The organism is Bradyrhizobium arachidis (assembly GCF_024758505.1).
GTDB classification, from domain to species: domain Bacteria; phylum Pseudomonadota; class Alphaproteobacteria; order Rhizobiales; family Xanthobacteraceae; genus Bradyrhizobium; species Bradyrhizobium manausense_C.
Genome location: NZ_CP077970.1, coordinates 749132 through 771215, shown reverse-complemented (window position 1 = coordinate 771215; position 22084 = coordinate 749132). Strand labels below are relative to the sequence as shown.

Sequence of the window (22084 nt, the reverse complement as noted above, 5' to 3'; positions counted from 1 at the left end):
TCCAGTATTCCAGAGGCGGCGCGGCTAGAGTCGAGAAGTTGCGGCGTACTGGATTCCCCGCCTTCGCGGGAATGACAGCGGAGCAAGATCACAGCGTCGGCCAGTCCTCGGCGGTGAGCGTCGCGGCATCCGCGCCGACGATTTCCGACAGCGAATCGCGCCCCGTCCGCAGCAGCGTCGAGGCGAGATCGCGCTTGATGTCCTCGACGAGGCCGAGGCCCTTGTAGACCAGCGACGAATAGAGCTGGATCAGGCTCGCCCCGGCGCGGATCTTGGTCAGCGCGGCACCTCCGGAATCGATGCCGCCGACGCCGATCAGCGGGAATGCGCCTTCGACGCGCACATAGGTCTCCGCGACCATGCGCGTGGACAGGCGGAACAGCGGCCGGCCCGAGAGGCCGCCCTGCTCCTTGGCGCGCATCTGCTCGCGCAGCGTCGAGGGCCGTCCGATCGTGGTGTTCGACACGATCATGCCGTCGACCTTGCGCGAACGCGCGACATGCACGACGTCGTCGAGCTGCGCGAGGCTGAGGTCAGGCGCGATCTTGAGCAGCACCGGCGTATCGCCGGCCTTCTGCCGGACCCGCTCGCGCGCGTCGATCACCTTTGCGAGGAGATCATCGAGCAGCGCACCTTCCTGAAGGTTGCGCAGGCCCGGCGTGTTCGGCGACGAGATGTTGACGGTGAAATAGCTCGCCACCGGCGCGAAGGTCTCGATCAGCTTGACGTAATCAGCGACGCGGTCCGGCGAATCCTTGTTGGCCCCGACATTGACCCCGACGATGCCGCCGTTCTGCGCCCGCGCGGCGAGACGGCGCAACGCGGCGTCCGCGCCGTCATTGTTGAAACCCATGCGGTTGATGACGGCTTCGTCGCGCTCCAGACGAAACAGCCGCGGCCGCGGATTGCCGAACTGAGGCTTGGGCGTCACCGAGCCGATCTCGACGAAGCCAAAACCGAGCCGCAGCAGCGCGTCCGGCACTTCCGCGCTCTTGTCGAAACCTGCGGCAAGACCGACCGGATTGGGGAAGTTGAGACCGAAGGCGCGCACCGCGAGCTTGGGATCATCGGTCCGCGGCTTGACCGGCGGCAGGAAGCGCAAGCCCTGGATCGCGAGGCGATGCGCATCCTCCGGATCGAGCCAGCGCAGCACCGGCAGCGAGAGAGCGTCGAAGGCACGGATCACGGCGCAAGCTCCGGAATGTCGTGATCGCCGTCGGAGCGCGTGTTGAGGTTAATCACTGAGACGACGGCGCCGAGATCGAGCTCGCCATAGAGATGCGGGAACAGCTCGTCGTTGCGCGAGCGCTCCCAGCGCAGGGCGTCGCCCAAGGCATCGGCATCGACCTGGACCAGGAACAGCGCGCGCTGTCCGAAAAAGTGCTTTCGCGCGGTTTCGGGAACCTGCGCCGCGGTGGAGAGATGAATGTAGCCGTCGCGCAAATCATCCGCGCTGCCGGTATACACACCCTGCCGCTCCGCCTCCCGCCAGGCCGAGGCCGGGCAGATTTTATAGATATTGACCAATTGCTCCGAAGCCCTGTCAGCTTCTCTTTGACTCGATTGGGTTTTTTGGGCCGCGCCAGCAAAGCCGCGGTCCGGGAAAGCCGGGCGCGACCGTAAAGGCGGGCCTGCCCGAACTCAAGGCTCCGCAGCCTCCTCTTGCACCGAAAACGGAAAACCGGTTGATTTGAGGCAGATATTCCTAACTCGCGACGGGCTGGACCTTAAGATGGTCAGACAGGCCAAAGCGCAGAGGATGCTGACCCACGATCAGATCTGGGGCGCGCTGGATCGGCTGGCGGAGCGCGCCGGTCTGTCGCCCTCCGGACTCGCCAAGCGCGCGGGCCTCGATCCCACCACCTTCAACAAGTCCAAGCGCGTCACCCCCGATGGCCGCGAGCGCTGGCCCTCGACCGAATCGATCGCAAAAGCGCTAACGGCCGCCGGCTCCTCAATCGAGACCTTCGTGAAGCTGATCGGCGATGGTGTGGGCGACGGCCGCTCGGTGCCGCTGATCAGCTTCGCCCAGGCCGGCAATAGTGGTTATTTCGACGAGCTCGGCATGCCCTCGGGCAAGGGCTGGAATCAGGTCGCCCTGCCGTCGGCCGAGGACAGTCACACCTTTGCGCTCGAGATATCGGGCGATGCGCTTGCCCCGGCCTATCGCAACGGCGACATCATCCTGGTGTCGCCGGGGACGCCGGTCCGGCGCGGCGACCGCGTGGTGGTGAAAACCAAAGCGGGCGAGCTGATGGTGAAAGCCTTGAAGCGCCGCACCGCGAAGGTGCTGGAGCTGAGCGCGATCGACCCCGCACAGGCCGACCGCTCGCTGGCCGCGACGGACGTTGCGTGGATCGCGCGGATCGTGTGGGCGAGCCAATAGGCCTTCCAAGCCATTGAGCGACTAATCTTGACCGTCACGCCTTGCGACTCACGGTTCCCTTCACATAGGTTGCGCCGGCATCACGTATCAACTTCACGCCAGGGGGACATCCAGTGAATCGTCGCGACGCGCTCAAGGCCTTTGCGGCCCTTGCCCTTTGCCCGCTGTGCAAGCCGGCTTTCGCCGCGGAAGGCGCGCATTGGAGCTATGAGGGTGGAAACGGCCCGACGAAATGGGGCGATCTCGATGCGGCCAACAAGGCCTGCTCGATCGGCGCGCAGCAGTCGCCGATCGACATCGATCATCCGATCAAGTCGCAATTGCCCACGCTGAAGCTGAGCTGGCCGAAATCCGCCGACACCATCGTCAACAACGGCCATACGATCCAGCTCAATTTCGCCGAAGGCGGCAGCTTGATGCTCGGCGACGTCAAATACAAGCTGTTGCAGGTGCACTTCCACCGGCCCAGCGAGCACACCATCGCGGGCAAGAATTTTCCGATGGAGGCGCATTTCGTGCACCGCGCCGACAGTGGCGGGCTCGCCGTCGTCGGCGTGCTGATGGCCGAGGGCAAGCCCAACGCGGCGTTCAGCCAGATCGTCAAGAGCATGCCGGTCAAGGAAGGCCCAGCGGTCAAGGCGGACGCCGGCTTCAATCCGAGCGCGCTCTTGCCGCAAAAGCTCGGCTATTACCGCTATACGGGCTCGCTCACGACACCGCCCTGCTCGGAGATCGTCGAGTGGCTGGTGCTGGCCGATCCGATTTCCGTTGCGGCGACGGACGTGGCCGCGTTCGCAAAACTCTATCCGATGAACGCCCGCCCCGTGCAGAAGGACAATCGCCGCTTCGTGCTGCGGTCGAGTTGAGGCGGAATTAGGTTGGGAGCAGCAACACTCTCGGTGTCGTCCTGGCGAAGGCCAGGACCCATAACCACAGGGAGTTGTTTGGCGAAGACTCGTGGTCGCTAGCTTCGCGCCACAACCACTCCCTGGGATTGGGTCCCGGATCTGCGCGCGCTTGGGGCGCGCTTGTCCGGGACGACAGTATCCTACGCCACCGCGCGCTGGCCGATGATGGCAAAACGGAGCTTTCCCGAAATCCAGTCGATGGCGGCGACCGCCACCAAAATCATCAGGATCAGGAACGAGACCTTTTGCCATTCCAGCACGCGGATCTGCTCGGCGAGCTGCAGGCCGATGCCGCCGGCGCCGACGATGCCGATGATGGTGGCCGAGCGCGTGTTCGATTCGATGAAATAGAGCACCTGCCCCGCGATGACCGGCAGCACCTGCGGCAGCAGGCCGAAGCGGATCTCGTGCAGCGCGCTGCCGCCGGAGGCGCGGATGCCTTCGACCTGCTTCTGGTCCGCACCTTCGATCGCCTCGGAGAACAATTTGCCGAAGGCGCCGAAATCCGCCACCGCAATCGCGAGCACGCCAGCGAACGGGCCGAGGCCGACGACGTTGATCCAGACCAGCGCCCAGATCAGGGTGTCCACGCCGCGGATGGAATCGAGAAAGCGCCGCACGGGAAAGCGGAAGATGCCTGACGGCACCACATTGCGCGCGGCCAGCAGGCTGACCGGCAGCGCGAAGGTTGCTGCAAGCGTGGTGCCGAGCAGCGCGATCGAGAGCGTCTCGCCGAGCGCCTTCAGGTAGATCGGCAGCGACGTGCCGGGATCGGGCGGGATCATCATCAGCGTGATCCAGCCGAGCTGGTTGATGCCGGCGATCAGGCGCGACGGCGAGAAATCGAGATCGATCAGTCCGAACACCAGGATCGCGAGCGCGATCACAATCATTGCCGGCGTCGCCAGACGCGAGGATGCGGGTCGATTGAACACGTTCGGATAGCGCACGCGCAGCTCGTCCGTATTCACCTCCGGCGGCCGGCTCATGTCCGCGCCTCCCGACCGAACAGGTGGCCGCGGATCCAGCCCGTTGTGATGTCGATCAAGAAGACCGTGACGATGATGGCGAGCAGGATCGCGCTGACGTCCGAATAGTAGAATTTGCGGATCGCGACCACGAGCTCCTGCCCGATGCCACCGGCACCGACAAAACCCATCACAGAGGCTTCGCGCACATTGATCTCGAAGCGCAGCAGCGCATAGCTGGCATAGCCGGCGGAGACCTGCGGCAGCACGGCAAAGCGCATGCAGGACAGCCAGCTCGCGCCGGTCGAGCGGATGCCTTCGACCGGCTTCATATCGGCATTCTCCACGATCTCGGCAAACAGCTTGCCGAGCGCACCGGCGGAGTGAATGGCAATCGCCAGCACGCCGGCCATCGGCCCCAGGCCGAAGGCGATGACGAAGATCAGCGCGAACACGATGCCGGGCACCGTGCGCGCAAATTCAAGCAGGCGGCGAACCGCAAAGCGCAGCCAGGGCGACGGTGAGGTGTTCTCGGCCGCGAAGAAATTGAGCGCGAAGGCAACGACGGCCCCCATCAGCGTGCCGACATAGCTGATCAGGATGGTCTCACCGAGCATTTTGAGCCATTTGCGCCAGCCCCACAGCCACTCGCCAATGTCGGTCCAGACGCGCTGACCGTTCTCGAGGGTGAGGATGCGATCGAAATAGCTGACGAAATTGCCGAAATAGGTGAAGAGCGTGCGCAGATTCACCTCGGCCCCGATGCCGGCGAGGACCAGCGCAGCTACGAACAGCGCCGCGCCGGCGAGCAGACGCAATCGCTTGCGCGCCACGGCCTGGCGGTAAGCCGCGTTCAGCGCGGCGAGCTGTGGCTCGGGAAGGATCGTAACCGCGAGGGTCATGGCATCGGCAATGTTGGCCCGTCATAGAAAAGAGCCGGGTCGAAACGACCCGGCTCGAGTGCGTCGTCCCAAGAAACTCAGGACGCCTTCTTCTTACGCAGCGCGTCCACGAACTTGATCAGCTCGATGGTGCCGTCCCAGTCCTTCGTGGTCGCGGGATGAAAGCCCTTCTTCTGGCCGTCGGACAGGCGGTCGAAGGCGGCCTTGTCTTTGATCGGGGCCTCGGAGAACGCCTTGGCAATGGCAGTCTTCGCCTCTTCCGGAAGGTCGGAGTTGTAGGCATAGGGGCCGTTGATGATCGGCGCCGACTTGTGGATGATGCGGAAATCGTCCTTCTTCATCGCCGAGCCGTCGGCGTTCTTCAGCATGCCCTTGGTCAGCATCTGCGCCAGCGTGGAATCGTCGTCGCTGGTCCACTGGTTGGCGGCGACGTCGACCGTGCCCTGCGACAGCGCGAGGATTGCGTTCTCGTGGCTGCCGGTGAAGACGACCTTGCCAAAATAGCTGTCGGCATCGGCAATCCCGAGCTTGTCGAGCTCGAAACGCGGCACGTTGTTGCCCGAGGTCGAGTTCGGATCGACCAGGCCGAGGTTCTTGCCCTTCAGATTGTCGATGCTCTTGTAGGCGCTGTTCGCCTTGACGAAGAACACGGAGTAATAGCCGGTCGAGCCGTCGGCGTTGATGTCGTTGGCAAACGCGTCGGTCTTGACGCCGGTGAGCCGGGCGCGGGCGAACGAGGCCGAGCCGTAGCTCGCGATGTGGATATTGCCGGCGCGCTGGCCCTCGATGACGGCGGCATAGTCGTTGGCGATGCGCAGCGTAACCTTCACGCCGAGCTCCTTGGAGAGATAGGCCACGAACGGCGCCCAGCGCTCGGTGACGCCGGAGGCGTTCTCGGCCGGAACGACCGCAAAGGTCAGCTCGGGATATTTCGCCTTCCAGTCCTCAGCCGAGGCGGAAGCGGTGAAGGCCAGCGCGGCAGCGCCGGCGAGAACGAGCCTACGAGTGATCATGATACCCCTCTTGATCGATTGGATTCGTCTAACGCAAACTGTGTTACTGGCGGATCGCCGCTCAGGCCGCCGCGGCGGTCCCGAGCGCCGGAATGCCTTCGGGCACCGGCATATGCGTGCCGCCCATGACTTCATTGGCTTCGAGATCGTAGAGCTCGCGCGCGATATGGTCGGTGAGCGCGGACGGCGCACCGTCGAACACCACGCGACCCGCCGCCATACCGATCAGTCGGTCGCAATAGGTCCGCGCCAGATCGAGCGAATGCAGATTGCAGAGCACGGTGATGCCAAAATGCTTGTTGATGCGCAGCAGCGCATCCATCACGATCCTGGTGTTGCGCGGATCGAGCGAGGCGATCGGCTCGTCCGCGAGAATGATGTCGGGCTGCTGCACCAAGGCGCGGGCGATCGCGACGCGCTGCTGCTGGCCGCCGGAGAGCTGATCGGCGCGCTGCGCAGCCAGGCTCGCCATGTCGAACTGCTCCAGCGCCGACATCGCCAGCGCGCAGTCCTGCTCCGGCCACACCTGCGTCAGGGAGCGCCAGGCCGGCATCGCAGCGAGGCGGCCCATCAGCACGTTGGTGAGAACGTCGAGGCGGCCGACCAGATTGAACTGCTGAAAAATCATGGCGGACCGAGCGCGCCATTGCCGCAGCTCCTTGCCGCGCAGCGCGGTGACGTCGATGCCGTCGAACAGGATGCGGCCGTCGGTCGGGGTCACCAGGCGATTGATGGTCCGGAGCAGTGTCGACTTGCCGGCGCCGGAGCGGCCGATCACACCGACGAAGCGGCCGGGCGCGATCTCGAACGAGGCATTGTCGACAGCGGCTTTGGTGCCGAAGCGACACGTCAGACCATCAACCACAAGCATGCAGGGGCTCCAGATTAGCCGAGCCCCACGGCTAACGCTGCTGGTTAACAGTTGTGTGACATGCGCGCTGTGGTGCGGCGTTCGCCCGCACCGTCATCCACTGTCATTGCGTCGTCATGACATTGTCATCATGCTTACCGAAGACGTGCCCCTGCCCTCCGTTTTCGGATACGCCATGGCCGCCAAATCGCTTTCGGTCCAGCCCACCATCGACCCCACGGCCAAGCTGCACGAGACGACGCTCGGCGCCTACACCGAGGTCGGTGCGCGCACGATCCTTCATGAAGTGACGATGGGCGATTACTCCTACGTCGTGAACGATTCGCAGATTACCTACGCGACGATCGGAAAATTCTGCTCGATCGCGGCGATGACCCGGATCAATCCGGGCAACCATCCCATGCACCGGGCGACGCAGGCACACTTCACCTACCGTTCCAGTGCCTATTTTTCCGGCGAGAGCGACGACCTCGACTTCTTCGACTGGCGGCGCCAGCATCACGTCCATATCGGCCACGACGTCTGGATCGGCCATGGCGCGATTATCCTGCCCGGCCGCAACATCGGCACCGGCGCAGTGATTGCGGCCGGCGCCATCGTCACCAAGGACGTGCCGGCCTACACCATCGTCGCCGGCAATCCGGCACGCATCGTCCGGCGACGGTTTTCGGAGGAGATCGCCGGCCGCCTCGCAAAGCTTGCCTGGTGGGACTGGGATCACGAAACTTTGCGCGCAGCGCTGCCCGATTTCCGCAAGCTCGGGATTGAAGATTTCCTCGCAAAATACGAAGCCATGACTCGCTCTAGCCTGGCCATCGCCAACCATTCTCCCTCCCTCAAGAAAAGCGCCCTCGCGTGACCGATATTCTCCTCAAGAACGGCCGGGCCCTGATCGGCTCGGAGCTCGCCGAGATCTCGCTGACCATCTCAGGGCAGGACATCGTGCAGATCGACGGCAGAAGCGGGCGCGCGCCAATCGCGATCGACGCGAGCGGCCTGCTGGTACTGCCCGGCATCGTCGACATCCATGGCGATGCCTTCGAACGGCAGATGATGCCGCGCGCCGGCGTCGATTTTCCGATCGACGTCGCGCTCGTCGACAGCGACCGGCAGGCGATCAGCAACGGCATCACGACGGTGTTCCACGCCGCGACCTGGTCGTGGGAGCCGGGCCTGCGCAGCGGCGACAATGCGCGGCGCCTGCTCGAGGCGATCGAGCGGCTGCGGCCGCAATTTTCCGCCGACACCCGCTTTCACTTGCGGCACGAGACCTACAACCTCGATGCAGAAGCCGAGATCTGCGAATGGCTCGCCGAGGGCCGGATCGACCTGTTCGCCTTCAACGACCACATGAACGGCACGATCGCCGACATGGCGAAGCCGCAGAAGCGCAGCCGCATGGTGGAGCGCACGGGGCTCTCGAGCGCAGCGTTCGACGAGTTGGTTGGGCACATCACCGCCCGCGCTGCCGACGTGCCGGCTTCGATCGCGCGACTGGCGGAAGCTGCGCGCGCAGCCGAAGTGCGGATGCTCTCGCATGACGATGAGAGCCCGGCCATGCGCGAAGCCTTCCGCGCCCAGGGCGTCGCCATCGCCGAATTTCCGATCAACGAGGAGACCGCGCGGGCAGCGGCGCAAGCCGGCGATGCCATCGTCTATGGCGCGCCGAATGTGGTGCGCGGCGGCAGCCATACCGGCTGGACCCGGGCGTCCGACATGATCGCCAAGGGATTTTGCTCGGTGCTCGCCTCGGACTACTACTATCCCGCGCAACTGCTCGCGGCGTTCCGGCTCGACGCCGACAGCGTGCTGCCGCTCGCAAAGGCCTGGGCGCTGATCTCGGAGGGGCCCGCACGCGCCGCCGGCCTCGCCGACCGCGGCGTTCTTGCCGAGGGCCGCCGTGCCGATATTCTGCTGGTCGACGACGCAATACCGTTGCGGCCGCGCGTCGTCGCCGTGATCTCGGCCGGCCGGCTCGTGCATCTCACCGACGCAACGCGGTTGATGGGTACGGCTGCCGCGCCGCGCGAGGCTGTCGTCGCGGCGTAAAGGCGCTATGCTCAAACCGATGACAGGTTTTCCCCGCTACGCGATCTACTACGCCGCCGACGCCGGCGATGCGCTCTCCCGCTTCGGTGCCGAGCTGCTCGGCTACGACGCCCATACCGGCAACGAGCTGCCGTTCCCGGCGGAGGCGCTTCAGGTCGCCCCCGACTGGCGCGACGTCTCCGCCGATCCCCGCAAATACGGCTTTCACGCCACGCTGAAGGCGCCGATGGCGCTGGCGCCGGGGAGAAGCGAAGCGGAGCTGCTGGCGGCCTGCGCGGCGTTTGCTGGAAAGACGCGGCCGATTCCGATCATCCGTCCCGTCGTCGATGCCATCTCAGGCTTCATCGCCGTGATCCCCCCCGAGCCGGTCGGCGAGCTGCAACAACTCGCCGCCGATTGTACTGTCGAGTTCGACGCCTTCCGCGCACCGCTGACGGCCGAGGATCGCGCCCGGCGCAGGCCGGACAGGCTGAGCGAGCGGCAGCGGGACTACCTCGACCGCTGGGGCTATCCTTACGTGATGGAGGAATTCCGCTTCCACATGACCCTGACCGGCCGGCTGGACGCCGAGCGGCGCGGGCCGATCATCGAGATGTTGCGGACGCGATTTGCGCGACTCAGCATCAACACGATCGCGATCGACCGGATCGCGCTGTTCCGGCAGGACAATGCGGCCTCGCGCTTCAGCATCATCGGCGAGTGGTCGCTGACGTCATAGCCTCAGCTCGCGACATTCAATGCAAGCGCTACGGCCCCAACCAGAATGAGGCTCGCCGCCCACACCGCGTCCAGGTTGAACCAGCTCCGCGACACGAACTTCAGCCCGAGATAGCGGTAGACCAGCCACGCCAGGCCGCCGCCGGCGGCGACCATGGCGGCGACGTGGACCGTTGCCACCAGCACGGCCATGCCGAGATTTGCCTTGATGAGCATGCCGGCCGCAGCATGGCCCGCGTCGAGATCAAGAGCCTGACAAAGCCCGAGATAGATCGGCACCAGCATCAGCGCAGCACCATGGGCGATCGCAATGGCGAATGACCAGAGCGCCAATTGCGTTGGCGGTATCCGAGCCAGCGTCCGCGGGTGACGCCGATCGACGAGGCGGTAGGCGCCGAAGCCGATGACCAGCAGGCTGGCGCCGAGCTGGATCGGACGCTGCCACTCGGCCAGCATGAGCAGCAGTGCGAACGGCAACAGCACCAGGAACGTCGCCAGCAGGTGACCGGCCGACAATGCGCAGAGCGCGCCGAGCAGCGCGCGCGGCGACCTTTCCATGAGCCCGGCCGATACCGCCAGCGGCCAGCCCATCCCCGGATTGACGCCGTGATAGAGGCCGCTCGCAACAAGCGCGAGCCAGAGCCAGACAAGTGTCCAGCTCGCGCTGCTCCCGTCTAGACCGACGGATAGCAAAACGAGTCCGTCGAGCAGTCGCCGCCATCGAGCCTGATCTGATGCGCCCGATAGCCATCCGGGAAGCTCACGAAATAATCATTCGCGAGTTCGAGCCCGCCATTGCGACCGACATTGGCCATGACTTCGACGCCGGGCACGCCGTCGGGATAGAACTGGTCATCCCACGTCGAATAGAGCGAGTTGGTCCAGTACACCCTCTTGCCGTCGCGGCTGATCTCCACCATCTGCGGACCGGCCGCAAAGGACTTGCCGTTCGGATGCGGCGTGCGGCGCGCGATGCCGCCGATGTGCACGGACCCTGCAAGCTTGGGCTTTCTGGGGTCGCTGACGTCGTACTGGCGCATCTCGCCTGTGCCCCAGCACGAGACGTAGAGGAACCTGTCGTCCATCGAAAGGTCGATATCGGTGACGAGCGGCGGCACCGCGCCAAATCCCTGCAAGAGTGGCGGAAGCTTTTCCTTCGGAGCGGGCTCCGGCGGAATCGTCGCCGTCTTCTCTGCGTGGAATTTTCCACCCTCGCGCCACCAGGTCCAGATCGAGGCTTCGAGATTGGTGGTGTCGACGACCACGCCGACGAAGCCGTATTCGCGCACCGGGTCATGCGCGGGCCGCACTTCGAGCGCCATCTGATGATTGGCGCCGAGGTCGATGGTTTGCACGTTGCGCCGCGCCCGCAGATCCCAGAAGTGGAGCCGGTGACCATATTTGTTGGACAGAAGATCTTCGGGAACGATCCCACTCTCGAATTGCGGCGGCAGCGCCCATTCGCTCGACACCATGTAGTCGCGCGGCAGGTTCCACCAGAAATCATAGTGCAGGTTCTGCGGGCCGCGATCGATCTCCCATCGCCCCAAGACCTCGAAGGTCTCGCAGTCCATGATGAAGATTCCGGGCGGCCCATTGGTACCGTCCTTGCCGCCACCGCCCAGCGTGCTCACATAGATGCCATCAGGCCCGCAATGGATGGTATGCGGCCGCGAGTAGCCGGTCTTCTTGAAGACCTCTTCCGGCTCGATGACCTTGTGGATCTTGGCCTTGGTCGGATCCGGCTTGGTGTCGATGATGTAGATGCGCGAGGAGCGCAGGCCCGGGATGATGAGATAGCGCCGCTCGATGAAGGCGTGTCCGGCGAGCGGGGACAATGCGGATGAGCAGGCGTTCCAGCCGAAGTGGTGAAATTCGTCACCCTTGTTCGGCATCGTCACGGTGTGGACGATCTTGCTGTAGGTCGGCGATCCCGGCTTGGCGTCGATCACCGCCAGCGCATCGGGCTTCGAGAAGTCCGGACTGAGCAGCAGCGTGTAGGCGAAATCTTCCGGCGGCGCGTCCATCGCAAGTTTGGGCGATGCGTGAAAGGTCGGGTCTGGCCTCATTGTCATGGCATTGCCTCCCAGTTTGCGTCGGCAACCGCCAACCTGGCTCGGGATAACCGGCGCAATGATGAACTGATGGCGTGATGTCTTGAGGTGCTCCGCGGATCTGGCTGGCGCGCGTACAATACGTCATCGCGCGAACGCGCGAAACCGGCCAATGCGCCGCATCGTACTCAGTGTCGTCCCCGCGAAGGCGGGGACGACAGGGCTACTTCCCCCACCGCAACGCCAACGCGTCGCGCTCCTTTGCGAGCTCCAGCAGGCCCGCGCGGGTCGCCGGATGCAGCGGCTGCAGGGGATGGCGCACGGCATCCGACTTGATGACGCCACCGGCCTGCATCATCGCCTTGCAGGCGATCAGACCACACTGGCGGTTCTCGTAGTTGATCAGCGGCAGCCAGCGTTCATAGGCGGCCTTGGCTTCCTCGCGCTTGCCGGCAAAGTAGGGATCGATGATCTGGCGGATGCCGTCGGGATAGCCGCCGCCGGTCATCGCACCGGTCGCGCCGGCGTCAAGGTCGGCCATCAACGTGATGGCTTCCTCGCCGTCCCATGGACCCTCGATATCCTTGCCACCGGCTTCGATCAGGCCGCGGAGTTTTGCGGCGGCGCCTGCTACCTCGATCTTGAAATAGCGGACGTTCGAAAACTCCCGCGCCAGCCGGGCGAGCAGCTCCACCGACAGCGGTGTGCCGGCGACGGGTGCATCCTGGATCATGATCGGGATATTGATCGCGTCCGACAGCACCTTGAAGAATTCGACAATGCCCTTCTCCGGGACGCGGAAGGTCGCGCCATGATAGGGCGGCATTACCATCACCATGGCGGCGCCCGCTGCTTCCGCCTGCCTGCTGCGCGCGGCGCAGACGGCCGATGAGAAATGCGTCGTCGTGACGATCACGGGAACGCGGCCCGCGACGTGCTCCAGCACGGCATGCATCACGGATTCGCGTTCGGCATCGGTCAGCACAAACTGCTCGGAGAAGTTCGCGAGGATGCAGATTCCGTTCGAGCCGGCATCGATCATGAAATCGATGCAGCGGCGCTGGCCGTCGAGGTCGAGCTCGCCGCGCTCGTTGAAGATGGTGGGGGCAACCGGGAACACGCCCCGGTACGGACGTTGGGCCTTGGCTTGCGACATCGAACTCTCCGGATCAGTAACTCGCGCGATCCAGTAGCACCGTCACGGGCGGAGCGGCAATGGCGACCGCACTGCGGCAAGATAATGTAAGGGATCGCGCGCGCGGGCTTACGCTGCCCGCACCGTGCCCAAAAAGCCTTCAACCGCGACGCGCAGCCGATCGGCGTCGTCGGACATCTTCTTCACGGACTCGAACAGCACCGTTCCGGCATTGCCGGTCTCGCGGTTGAGGCTGGCGACGCTGCCGATGGTGTCGGTCACCTCGCGGGTGCCCTGGGCGGCCTGCTGGAAGTTGCGCGAGATTTCGGTGGTGGCCGCGCGCTGCTCTTCCACGGCGGCGGCGATCGCCGTCATCTTCTCGTCGATGCCGCTGATGGAACCGCCGATCGAGCGGATGGCAGCAACCGCCTGCCCCGTGGCGGCCTGGATTTCGGCAACTTGACGCGTGATGTCCTCGGTCGCGTTCGCGGTCTGCGCGGCGAGGTTTTTGACCTCGCCCGCGACCACGGCAAATCCGCGGCCGGCCTCCCCGGCACGCGCCGCCTCGATGGTGGCGTTCAGCGCCAACAGGTTGGTCTGCCCGGCGATGGCGTTGATCATCTTCACGACCTCGCTGATGCGCGCCGCCGTCTGGTCGAGGATCTCGACCGTTGCATTGGTCTGTTCGGCCTGGGCGACTGCCTCGCGCGCCTCACGGGCGCTGGCCTGCACCTGGGCCGAGATTTCGCCGACGGAGGCCGACAGCTCTTCGGTCGCAGCCGCGATGGTCTCGAGATTGTTGGTGGCCTGTTCGGCCGCGGAGGACACCGCCGCGGTCTGGCTGCTGGATTCCGACACCAGCGAGCGGACCCCGGTTGCGGTGGCATCGAGCTCCCTGGTGGAGGCGGCGACGCTCTGGATCACCGCCTTCACGGTGTCGTCGAACTCGCGGCAGGCGGTGTCGACCGAGCCTGACCGCGCAAGCTGGAGCGCCTGCTGCGATTCGCGCTCCTGTCCCAGCCGCTCTGCGGTCGCCGCGCTGTCGCGCAGGCCTTCGAGCGCCGCGGCCATCGTGCCGAACTCGTCGGGGAATTTGGTTTGCGGCACCGGCGTGACGTAATCGCGTGCGCCGATGCGCGCGATCGCGCCCATGAGCGACTGCACCGGCTTCATCAGGCGGTTGCGCACCACGAACACGCCGGTCAGGGTCACCGCCAAAGCGAGGAGAAAGCCGAGCGACTGCACGATGAGATTGGTCAGCGCCTTCTCCTGGACCGCTTCGGCGCGTGCGATCGACCGGTCCAGCGCCGTGGTGGCGACGGCCACGATCTGCGCGAAGGGCGACTGGCACAGCGCGTTCCACTCCGAGGCCGGCATCGCCGGACGGCCGCTGCCATCAAGATCCTTCGTCACCTGACCGATCTGCTTGAGCACGCCGTCCGTCTTGGCGCGCGCCTCCTTGGCCTTGGAGGCGAGGTCCGCGGCGACGTCGGGCGCGGCCAGAAGCTCGTCCATGCCGGTCCAGCCGGCCGTGACGATGCCGTTCCAGTTCGCGAGAGTCTGCTTCTGGGTCTCGTCGAGCGGCTTGCTGGTATTGACGTTCGGGCGCAGCGCCGAGCACTGGATGCCGTAACGGTCGCGCACCTGCCAGGCCAGGCGGCGGACCTGGATCATCCGGGCAATGAAAGGATCGTTCATCCAGGCGCGGTTGGAGACTGCGGTCGACGCGAGGTTAGCGGTCTCGATCACCTTGGTGACCGAATCATACCAGGCGCTGGTCCGGTCGATCTTGCGCTCGGCGCGCGGACGCTTGGCCTCGTCGTGGAACAGGCTGAACTGCGGCGCGGCCTCGCTCCAGCGCTGCTTCAGCGCGGTCGCAAGCTCGTCGCGACGGGGGAACTCGACGGTGCCGATTGCAGCCGTGATCATGTCATAGCCGGCCTGTTCAGCCTTTTCGGCGGCGCTGAGCTTGGCGTGCGGGTCGTCCTCACCGAGCAGCGCGCTCTGCGCATCGCCGCGATTGGTGCGTAGCGACAGCACCCCCTGGAAGATCGCCTTGTCCGCGGCGGCCAGCCGTCCGGTCTCCAGACTGTCATGGTAGCGGCCAAGGGCCTCGACCATCAAAATCGCGGTGCTGATCAGTGCGCCCGCGGCCAGAAGGGCCATAAGGACCAGCAGGAGATTGCTTACTGATTTCTTAAACATCGGCATTGCCAGAAGACCCGTTTTCGAGGGGCTACTGTGCCGGGGCACCTGCCAATGTTCCGTTAAGGTTTTAATCGAGTTGTCTGCAATGCAGGGTTCACGGAGCGCATGGCTCGGCCGGCGACAGCCGGCCGAGCATTGTCGTCATGCGACCTTTGTAAAGTCCGGCGCGCGGCGCTCGGCGAAGGCCATGAACGCCTCACGCGCCTCGGCGGTGCGCAGGCGCTTGGCAAACTGCTCGCCCTCGGCGGTCATCTGCGCGACCAGCGCATCGCCATTGCGCATCAGGCGCTTTGTGGCGGTCAGCGCGCCGGCCGGCTGTTTGGCGAGGCGCGTCGCGAGCGCGGTCGCTTCCGCATCGAGCTTGTCCAACGGCACGACCCGGTTGGCGAGGCCCCATTCCAGGGCCGTCTTGGCCGGCACGGTCTCGCCGAGCGCAAACATTTCATAGGCGCGGGCGTGGCCGATCCGCATCGGCATCAATAGACTCGAGGCGGCCTCCGGCACCAGCGCGAGACTGACGAATGGCGTCGAGAGCTGCGCATTGTCGGCGAGCACGACGAGGTCGCAGTGCAGGAGCATGGTGGTGCCGACGCCGACCGCGCGGCCCTGCACCGCGGCGACCAGCGGGCGCGTGCAGCGCGCCAGCGACTGGATGAACCTGATGACGTTGCGGCTACCCTCCGATTTGCCGGTCGCCACGGCCGCGAACTCGCCGACGTCGTTGCCGGCGGTGAACATGTCGCCCTCGCCGCGGATCAGCAGGACGCGGGCTGACGGATCGAACTCGGCCGATTCGATCGTGTCGGCGAGCTTGCCGTACATCACGTCCGTCAGCGCGTTCTTCTTGTCGGGACGCGCGAGCGTCAGGGTCAGGATTCCGGCGGTGTTCTCGATCCGGACATGGTCGGTCATTGCAAAACTCCTCTTCAGTCGTCGTCTCGTGAAAATTCTCTTGGAAACTTGGTTTGAATGCTCGTCAGCCAGCGCGCGACGACGTCGATCTCATCAGCCGTGAACCCGTCCGTCAGCGCCGCATTGACCTCCGCCGCGCCCGCCTTGGCCCGCGTCAACGCCGTCCGGCCCCTAACGGTGAGCCAGACGCGGGAAGCGCGGCCGTCCTCGCGATCAGCGCGCCGCTCGACGAGACGCGCGGCCGTCATCCGGTCGACAAGGCCGGAAATACCCGCAGGCCCGAGATCGAGCGCAGCGCCCGCCTCGCCCATCAGGATGCCGTCCTGCCTGCCAAGGATGAACAGCAACCCCGCCTGCGCGGGCGTCACTTCACTCTCCGGCTGCGCCGCCATCCAGCGCTGCAGCCGCCGCTGCGCGACGCTCAACAGGTAGATCAATCGATGGTGTTTTGCAGCGCTCACGCGCCGGCCAATTTATTTCGCATGCGAAATAGATAACCTGTGAGGACTGGCTTGTCCACTTGAATGATGTTCACGCCGGTGCGACGCGGCATCCGTCCAGGAACAGCGCCGCTACGGTTCGGACGCGCCGTTCGACCTCCTTGCGTGAGGGCAGCGGCACACCGCCATAGATCGCTGCGCGCTGCGGCGCGGAGGCGACCATGCCGATCAGCATCCCGGCGGCCTCCTCCGCATTGTCGAGCCTGATGCGCTCACGCTTGACCTGGACGCGCAGCCAGCGCGCCAGCGCCGCCGCGGTGCGGGCGATGCCGTTGCGGTAGAACGCGGAGGCAAGATCCGGGAAGCCAGCGGATTCCTGCAACACGATGCGCTGCAGCGCCACGACATCAGGGTCGAGCGCGATGTCGGCGCAGGCGAGCAGCGCGGCACGAAGCCCCTCCTCGATGTCGGCATGATCGATGCCGCGAAGCTGCACGTCGGAGAGCTCGCGGTCGAGCCGATCAGCCACCATGGCCTCGAACAGCGCGGCCTTGTTCGGAAACAGCCGATAGAGCGTCTTGGTGGAGATGCCGGCGCCGCGCGCCAACTCTTCGGTGCTGGTCGCAGCGAAGCCGTTGGCGGCAAAAGCGTGCCGTGCGGTGTCGAAGACGATTTTGCGCGTCTCGTCGTCGCTTCGCAGTTGTGGCCGCCCGCGGGGGCGGGCTTCCGTGGAAGATTTTTCCTGAGCCATGCCGTTACATGATGCCTGTCATTCTATTGACAGCTCTGAAGCTAGCCCTATTTTGGAAATCGTCAAGTTTCCTAATTCAGGGAGCCGGCCATGACCGTCCACACCACCCCGTCCAAGATCGAGCCATCCGTTCCCGCGGATCCCCCTGCGGATCTCTTGCCGGCCCCGGTGCCAGCCCCGGTCCGCGGCAAAAAGCTCAACCTGCGCAAGCTCTTGCTCGCTGGTGCGGCGGTTGCGGCGCTGACCGGGGCGAGCTGGCACGGCTGGGACTACTGGACCGTCGGCCGCTACCTCGTCTCAACCGATGACGCCTATGTGAAGGCCGACAACACCACGATCGCGCCGAAGGTCTCGGGCTATCTCAACCAGGTGCTGGTCGCCGACAACGAGCGGGTGAAGGCAGGCCAGGTGCTCGCCAAGGTCGACGACCGCGACTTCAGGGTCGCGCTCGACCAGGCCCGCGCCGATGTCGAGGCCGCGAACGCCACCATCGCCAGCAAGGACGCGCAGATCGACGTGCAGCAGGCTGTCATCAAGGCCGCGCGTGCGACGCTCGACGTCGATCAGGCCGCAGTCACCTTCGCGGCCCAGGACAACAAGCGCTACACCGATCTCGCCGCCAGCGGCTCGGGCAGCGTGCAGAATGCGCAGCAAGCGCAGTCGCGCATCGCCTCGACGCAAGCCGCTCTCGCGCGCGACACCGCCAACCTTGCCTCCAGCCAGAAACAGGTCGATCTCCTGAAAGCCGAGATCGTGCAGGCCAAGGCGGCGCTGGCGCGCGCCCAGGCCGTGCAGCATCAGGCGGAGCTCAATCTCGGCTACACCAGCATCGTGTCCCCGATCGACGGCATGGTCGGCAACCGCACGCTTCGCGTCGGCCAGTTCGTGCAGGCCGGCACACAGCTGATGTCGATCGTGCCGTCTGACGGCGCCTATGTGGTGGCGAATTTCAAGGAGACGCAGCTCACCAGCGTGCGCGCGGGACAGACGGTCGAGATCGAGGTCGACATGTTCCCCGGCCAGGTCGTGCACGGACACGTCGATTCCATCGCGCCCGCGAGCGGCCAGGAGTTCGCACTGCTGCCACCCGACAACGCCACCGGCAACTTCACCAAGATCGTGCAGCGCATCCCCGTGAGGATCACGCTCGATGCCGCGCCGGCGATCGCGCTGCGGCCGGGCATGTCGGTCATCCCGACCATTGCGACGCGGTCAACCGCGCCGGCGACGCACGCGTCCACAGCATCAAAGGCAAAACTGACCTCCGGAGGGTCGTGCCATGTCAAGCAGCAGCCTCTCAATCTCGACGCCCGCGCCATCAGCACCGGCCGCGACGCCTGATCGCGCGATAGTTGATCCCAACCGCGCCAGTGCCACGATCTGGACCGCCGTGTTCGCGGCGATGATCGGCGCCTTCATGGCGATCCTGAACATCCAGATCACCAATGCCTCGCTGCTCAACATCGAGGGCGGCATCGGCACCGGCGTCGACAACGGCTCCTGGATCTCGACCTCCTATCTGATCGGCGAGATCATCGTCATTCCGCTGACCGACTATCTGTCGCGGGTCTTTTCGTTCCGCCGGATCATCCTGAGCTTCGCAACGCTGTTTGCGGCCTTCTCCGTAGCCTGCGCCTTCACCGACGATCTGCCGTCGATGATCGCGATGCGCGGCCTCCAGGGCTTTTTCGGCGGCGTCCTGATTCCGATGGCCTTCACGCTCGTCTTTACAAAATTGCCGAAGGGCCAGCAGCCGATCGGGCTCGCGATGTTCTCGCTGGCCGTCACCTTCGCCCCCGCGATCGGCCCGACCATCGGCGGCTATCTCACCGAGACCTATGGCTGGCAGACCATCTTCTTCGTTAACGTGCTGCCCACCGCGGTCATGGTGACCACGCTGTTCTTCACGCTGGAGCGCCAGCCCATGCAGCTTGGGCTGCTCCGTGAAGGCGACTGGTTCGGCATTGCGACCATGGCGATCGGCCTTGCCTCGCTGCAGGCCGTGCTGGAGGAGGGCAATAAGAACGACTGGTTCGGCTCGCCCTTCATCGTGCGGCTTGCGATCGTCGCGGCGATCAGCCTCTCACTCTTCGTCTACAACGAGCTCGTGGTGGAGAAGCCGCTGCTGCGCCTGCGCCTCCTAACCCAGTGGAACTTTGGCGTCGGTACAGTCGCCTCTGTCTTCCTCGGCTTCGCCCTGTTCGGCTCGGTCTACCTGCTGCCCGCCTATCTCGGCCAGGTGCAGGGCTACAACGCCGAGCAGATCGGCAACGTGCTGGCCTGGACCGGCTTGCCGCAGTTGCTCCTGATTCCCCTTGTGCCGAAGCTGATGCAGCGCTTCGATGCCCGCTACATCGCAGCGGTCGGCCTTTTGTTGTTCGCCGCAAGCTCGCTGATGAACATCCAGATGTCGCTCGATTATTCCGGCGACCAGTTCCTCGTTCCCAATATCGTGCGCGCGGTAGGCCAGGCGCTGACGTTGGCGCCGCTCTCGGCGCTCAGCCTCGGCAGCGTCGCGCCGCAGGATGCGGCCGCCGCCTCCGGTATCTCCAACATGATGCGCAACCTCGGCGGCGCCATCGGCACCGCCGTGCTCGCCACCATCGTCACCAAGCGCGAGCAGTTCCACTCCAACATCATCGGCCATTCCGTCACGCTCGGCCGCGAGGAGGTGCGCAGCCGCATCGCGCAGCTGACCAGCTATTTTACGGCGCACGGCGTGCCCGACCCCAACGCGGCGCGCGAGCAGGCGATCATCGCGCTCGGCAAGACGGTCAAGCGCCAGGCGCTGGTGATGGGATTTTCCGACACGTTTGCGGTGATCGGCGTGATGCTGGTGCTCGCGGCAATCGCCGTACTGCTGATGCGGAAGACGAAGGGCGCAGCGGGCGGGCCGGCGCACTGACGACTTCAAAAACTAATCGCTAACTCGTCGCGGCCGTCGTCCTTGACGGCCGCTCCTTTTTATGTTCCCTATTTGTTCATATCAACTGTAGATTGCGAACAAGGATGCTTCATGAGCGATACTCAGACCGAGACGCTGCCGTCCCAGCTCGTACTGCATGGCGACGAAGATACTCCGCGGGAATTTATCGTCGACCTGTTGCGCCGCATCTTCGGCAAGTCAGAGAGTGAAGCGGCCTCCGTTATGGCCGATATCGAGAGGCACGGCGCGGCCGTCTGTGGTCCTTATCCGCGGTCCGTCGCAGGCGCCCTGTTGGAATCTACACGGCGGCAGGTCGCGGCCGCCGGTCACCCGCTCCTGGTCACCAGCGAAACACCGAAACCTTGCTGTGAGCTTTGCGGCCAACCTACTGCGCGGTCGGAAGCGAAATTGATGGACCGCACGATCTGGCTCTGCGCAGATTGTGTACTTGCAGCAGCAAGCGCTTCCCAGAAGCTGCCCTCGGAGGAGTTCAACTACACGTTCGGTGTCTTGAATTGGCACTTCGCGGACGTCCCGCGTAGCCAGCTCGTGACCACGGTACGCCAGTTTCCCGGCCACATGCGGGCAGATGTTCAGGCTGCCATCGACAGATTATTTGCGTCACCGGTCCGGTTGCTCGGTATCGCCGCGGACCGTCGCTATGAAACGCTATCGATGTCGGCATTGATGCAGAACGATGGCTTCGCGGCGGCCATCGCGCCGCTTCAGTACAACGACGTTGATATCGGCGAACCTACACCGGCCAGGTGTCTCGACAATGGTCTTTGGCTTTGCGCAAGCTCCGGTCTCCGCTACGCGGTACTTCTGGCCATCCATCGTGAATACAGCCGCGAGACCGGCGTGCGAATCGAAATCATGGCGCCGGCCGGGGCAGCAGGCTCAGCGCTCGTCCAGCAGTGCTTCAGCGCGCTGGAGGACGCCGTCCAGGCTGCGCGTACCTACCGCGGCAAGATTCTCTCTCTCGACGCCGATTCCGACTATCGCGGCCGCTCGCGCGGGATCACGGTGCACCGGCTTCCTGCGGTTGGTCGCGATGAGGTGATCCTGCCCGAGCAGACGTTACGGCTGCTTGATCGAAACGTGCTGAACTTCGTGGGCACGCGGGACGCGCTGCGCAGCCTCGGGCAGTCGACCCGGAAGGGTATCTTGCTGTACGGTCCGCCCGGTACCGGCAAGACCCACACCATCCGCTATCTCGCGACCCACCTGCCCGGTCATACGACGCTGATCATCACAGCGGAGCAAATCGGCCTGCTCGGCGCCTATATGAATCTCGCCCGCCTCTTGCAGCCCGCCATGGTGGTCATCGAAGACGTGGACCTCATCGCGCGGCAGCGAGAGAGCATGAGCGGTTGCGAGGAGCCCTTGCTCAACCGGTTGTTAAACGAGATGGACGGCCTGAAGCAAGACGCTGACATCTTGTTCGTGCTCACCACCAATCGGCCTCAGCAACTCGAAGGAGCGCTTGCTGGCCGCCCCGGCCGTATTGATCAGGCCATCGAGGTACCTCTTCCCGACGAAATCGGCCGTGGCAAGCTGGTCCGGCTCTACGGCAAGGGACTTCCGCTGGAGGATGCCGTCGTCGCAGAAGCTGCCCGACGCAGCGAAGGTACAAGTTGCGCATTCATCAAGGAGCTGATGCGGCGGCTGGCGCAGGCCAGCCTCGCCCGCGATGGTGGCAAGACCGTTATTTCCACCGATATCGACGAAGCGCTCGACGACATGCTGTTCTCCGGCGGCCGGCTCAATGCGCGCTTGCTTGGCGGCGCACAAGCGATGGCGGCGGGATGAGGCTCCGCCGCCCCGCGTCGTCAGCCGAGGCC

At 65.0% G+C, this 22084-nt stretch carries 21 protein-coding genes; 8 read left to right on the top strand and 13 right to left on the bottom strand.

All coding sequences use genetic code 11. The features are described 5' to 3' along the window. Positions 1-88: 88 nt before the first annotated feature. Together KUF59_RS03565 and KUF59_RS03560 are read right to left on the bottom strand one after the other, a co-directional pair. Positions 89-1186 (bottom strand): quinone-dependent dihydroorotate dehydrogenase, encoded by a 1098-nt coding sequence (locus KUF59_RS03565; RefSeq protein WP_212460648.1) that lies wholly within the window; start codon positions 1184-1186, stop codon positions 89-91. Continuing rightward, the gene (locus tag KUF59_RS03560) at positions 1183-1527 is read right to left on the bottom strand and encodes a DUF952 domain-containing protein (RefSeq protein ID WP_212460649.1); all 345 of its coding nucleotides are present in this window, start codon (positions 1525-1527) and stop codon (positions 1183-1185) included. The genes KUF59_RS03565 and KUF59_RS03560 overlap by 4 nt, the downstream gene beginning before the upstream one ends. Positions 1528-1732: 205 nt before the next feature. Between KUF59_RS03560 and KUF59_RS03555 the strand changes: the two genes are divergently transcribed. Both KUF59_RS03555 and KUF59_RS03550 read left to right on the top strand, forming a co-directional pair. Continuing rightward, a complete protein-coding gene (locus KUF59_RS03555; protein ID WP_212460650.1) occupies positions 1733-2386 on the top strand; it encodes a S24 family peptidase in 654 nt (217 codons plus the stop codon). Positions 2387-2499: 113 nt separating this feature from the next. Then, entirely contained in the window at positions 2500-3252 is a 753-nt protein-coding gene (locus tag KUF59_RS03550; RefSeq protein ID WP_212460651.1) for a carbonic anhydrase, read from the top strand. 182 nt (positions 3253-3434) lie between these two features. On the opposite strand, the gene phnE (KUF59_RS03545) is transcribed toward KUF59_RS03550, so the two are convergent. From phnE (KUF59_RS03545) to phnC, 4 genes are all read right to left on the bottom strand, one after another. Next, entirely contained in the window at positions 3435-4283 is an 849-nt protein-coding gene (gene phnE / locus KUF59_RS03545; protein ID WP_212460652.1) for a phosphonate ABC transporter, permease protein PhnE, read from the bottom strand. Further along, positions 4280-5164: a phosphonate ABC transporter, permease protein PhnE gene (gene phnE / locus KUF59_RS03540; protein WP_212460653.1), complete on the bottom strand. Its 885-nt coding sequence runs from the start codon at positions 5162-5164 to the stop codon at positions 4280-4282. The genes phnE (KUF59_RS03545) and phnE (KUF59_RS03540) overlap by 4 nt, the downstream gene beginning before the upstream one ends. Before the next feature lie 77 nt (positions 5165-5241). Then, positions 5242-6177 carry a phosphonate ABC transporter substrate-binding protein gene (gene phnD, locus KUF59_RS03535; protein ID WP_212460654.1) on the bottom strand — a complete coding sequence of 312 codons (936 nt, stop codon included), beginning with the start codon at positions 6175-6177 and terminating at the stop codon, positions 5242-5244. A gap of 61 nt (positions 6178-6238) precedes the next feature. Next, on the bottom strand, positions 6239-7048 hold the full coding sequence (gene phnC / locus KUF59_RS03530) for a phosphonate ABC transporter ATP-binding protein (RefSeq protein ID WP_212460655.1): 810 nt from the start codon (positions 7046-7048) through the stop codon (positions 6239-6241). Between the two features lie 175 nt (positions 7049-7223). Here phnC and KUF59_RS03525 point away from each other — a divergent pair, with 175 nt between their 5' ends. From KUF59_RS03525 to KUF59_RS03515, 3 genes are read left to right on the top strand one after another with little or no spacing between them, the layout of a single operon-like run. Next, entirely contained in the window at positions 7224-7907 is a 684-nt protein-coding gene (locus tag KUF59_RS03525) for a transferase hexapeptide repeat family protein (RefSeq protein ID WP_212460773.1), read from the top strand. Continuing rightward, entirely contained in the window at positions 7904-9097 is a 1194-nt protein-coding gene (locus tag KUF59_RS03520; protein ID WP_212460656.1) for an alpha-D-ribose 1-methylphosphonate 5-triphosphate diphosphatase, read from the top strand. The genes KUF59_RS03525 and KUF59_RS03520 overlap by 4 nt, the downstream gene beginning before the upstream one ends. 19 nt (positions 9098-9116) lie before the next feature. Beyond that, positions 9117-9815: a DUF1045 domain-containing protein gene (locus tag KUF59_RS03515; RefSeq protein ID WP_212460657.1), complete on the top strand. Its 699-nt coding sequence runs from the start codon at positions 9117-9119 to the stop codon at positions 9813-9815. Positions 9816-9817: 2 nt separating this feature from the next. Here KUF59_RS03515 and KUF59_RS03510 read toward each other — a convergent pair whose 3' ends face one another. The 7 genes from KUF59_RS03510 to KUF59_RS03480 form a co-directional block, all read right to left on the bottom strand. After that, a complete protein-coding gene (locus KUF59_RS03510; protein ID WP_249140594.1) occupies positions 9818-10405 on the bottom strand; it encodes a hypothetical protein in 588 nt (195 codons plus the stop codon). Between the two features lie 83 nt (positions 10406-10488). Then, a complete protein-coding gene (locus KUF59_RS03505) occupies positions 10489-11889 on the bottom strand; it encodes a selenium-binding protein SBP56-related protein (RefSeq protein ID WP_212460659.1) in 1401 nt (466 codons plus the stop codon). A gap of 202 nt (positions 11890-12091) precedes the next feature. After that, on the bottom strand, positions 12092-13024 hold the full coding sequence (locus KUF59_RS03500) for a dihydrodipicolinate synthase family protein (RefSeq protein WP_212460660.1): 933 nt from the start codon (positions 13022-13024) through the stop codon (positions 12092-12094). Between the two features lie 108 nt (positions 13025-13132). Next, on the bottom strand, positions 13133-15214 hold the full coding sequence (locus KUF59_RS03495) for a methyl-accepting chemotaxis protein (protein WP_212460661.1): 2082 nt from the start codon (positions 15212-15214) through the stop codon (positions 13133-13135). A 138-nt stretch (positions 15215-15352) separates the two neighbouring features. After that, positions 15353-16123: an enoyl-CoA hydratase gene (locus tag KUF59_RS03490; RefSeq protein ID WP_212460662.1), complete on the bottom strand. Its 771-nt coding sequence runs from the start codon at positions 16121-16123 to the stop codon at positions 15353-15355. A 14-nt stretch (positions 16124-16137) separates the two neighbouring features. Further along, positions 16138-16515 (bottom strand): MarR family winged helix-turn-helix transcriptional regulator, encoded by a 378-nt coding sequence (locus KUF59_RS03485; protein ID WP_212460774.1) that lies wholly within the window; start codon positions 16513-16515, stop codon positions 16138-16140. 139 nt (positions 16516-16654) lie between these two features. Beyond that, entirely contained in the window at positions 16655-17314 is a 660-nt protein-coding gene (locus KUF59_RS03480) for a TetR/AcrR family transcriptional regulator (RefSeq protein ID WP_212460663.1), read from the bottom strand. A 90-nt stretch (positions 17315-17404) separates the two neighbouring features. On the opposite strand from KUF59_RS03480, the gene KUF59_RS03475 reads away from it, so the two are divergent. From KUF59_RS03475 to KUF59_RS03465, 3 genes are all read left to right on the top strand, one after another. Further along, the gene (locus KUF59_RS03475) at positions 17405-18655 is read left to right on the top strand and encodes an HlyD family secretion protein (RefSeq protein ID WP_212460664.1); all 1251 of its coding nucleotides are present in this window, start codon (positions 17405-17407) and stop codon (positions 18653-18655) included. After that, the gene (locus KUF59_RS03470) at positions 18594-20219 is read left to right on the top strand and encodes a DHA2 family efflux MFS transporter permease subunit (protein WP_212460665.1); all 1626 of its coding nucleotides are present in this window, start codon (positions 18594-18596) and stop codon (positions 20217-20219) included. The genes KUF59_RS03475 and KUF59_RS03470 overlap by 62 nt, the downstream gene beginning before the upstream one ends. A 111-nt stretch (positions 20220-20330) precedes the next feature. Then, a complete protein-coding gene (locus tag KUF59_RS03465; RefSeq protein WP_212460666.1) occupies positions 20331-22052 on the top strand; it encodes an ATP-dependent Clp protease adaptor ClpS in 1722 nt (573 codons plus the stop codon). Positions 22053-22084 lie beyond the last annotated feature (32 nt).